A 1,284-nucleotide genomic window follows, 5' to 3' on the forward strand; every position below is an offset into this window, starting at 1 on the left:
CACCTGCAATCGTCGTGATCGTTCTCCTGGTGCATGTAACGGCTGTTCTAAATATACGCATTGTCGCTATGATAAGTATAGATACAAGGCTGATTTTTCTCATAAAAAATATAGAGAAGACCTTGTTGATTCTAGAACTGGTATCAATATGTCATATGAAGAATGCAAAGCTATGGCTGATATTATCGTTCCGCTTATTGAAGCCGGGCATTCTCCCTATCATATCGTTACCAATCATCCTGAATTGAATATTTCTGAAAAAACGCTCTACAACTATATTGAAAATGGTATCTTTAGAGAATTTGGACTTCTCGATATCGATCTTAGAATCAAAACAAAAAGAAAAATAACCAAAAAGGCTTCTAATAAATATAAAAAAAGAGAAGATAAAAAGTATTTGAATGGTCGTACATACGATGACTTTATTAATTATACAGCAGAAAATAAAAATCTAAGCGTTGTTGAAATGGATACGGTCTACAATAATGGTTCTACAGGTCCTTTCATGCAAACATTTAAATTTTTAGACTATTCTTTCATGTTTATCGTCTATCAAGAAGAAAAAACGGCGAAATCAATGGTCGAAGGAGTCGACCTTTTAGAAAAGATCTTAGGGAAAGACCTTTTCAGTGAAGAAGTTGCAATTATAAAGACTGATAGAGGAAGTGAATTTTGTGATGCTGAAGGGTTTGAAAAAGAAGAAAATGAATCAAGACGTACACGAATCTTCTATTGTGATCCAATGGCTTCTGGTCAAAAAGGAAGTTTAGAAAACAATCATAAAGAAATCCGCTATATTTGTCCAAAAGAAAATGATTTAAAAGATTTAGGACTTAACAGTCAGGAAAAAGCAAATCTAATAGTCTCACATATCAATTCTCAATCAAAAGAACATTTAAAAGGTAAATCACCATTAGAAGTAATGGAATTTATGAATCCTGCACTTTATCAAAAATTCAAAGATTTTGGAATTGAAAGAATCAACAAAGACAATATTGTTTTAAAACCTTACTTATTAAAAGATTAAAATCATTCAGAGAATGTATGAAAATGGGTATACAGATTGACAGTTCAATACTTTATTCAAGTGGATTTTAGTCTTACACTCAAAAAAATTGACAAAAATGCACAGCTTTAATGTGCCCCAAAATAGTACTCTTTCATAACAAAATTTGGTTTTCAATCACATGAAAGACTAAATTCAACCATCAAAATAAAAAGAATATCAGGCAAATCACCTAATATTCTTATAAAATCTGCTTTCTGAAAGAGTAAATTCTACTT

General features: G+C 31.0%; 1 protein-coding gene. It reads left to right on the top strand.

Going from position 1 to position 1,284, the window contains the following annotated elements:
- Positions 1-1,027, top strand: a 1,027-nt coding sequence (locus HUU89_RS15200) for an IS30 family transposase (RefSeq protein WP_254697796.1), incomplete at its 5' end; no start/stop codon positions are given.
- Positions 1,028-1,284 lie beyond the last annotated feature (257 nt).

Source organism: Faecalibacillus sp. H12, assembly GCF_013361255.1.
Taxonomy (GTDB): Bacteria; Bacillota_I; Bacilli_A; order Erysipelotrichales; family Coprobacillaceae; genus Faecalibacillus; species Faecalibacillus intestinalis.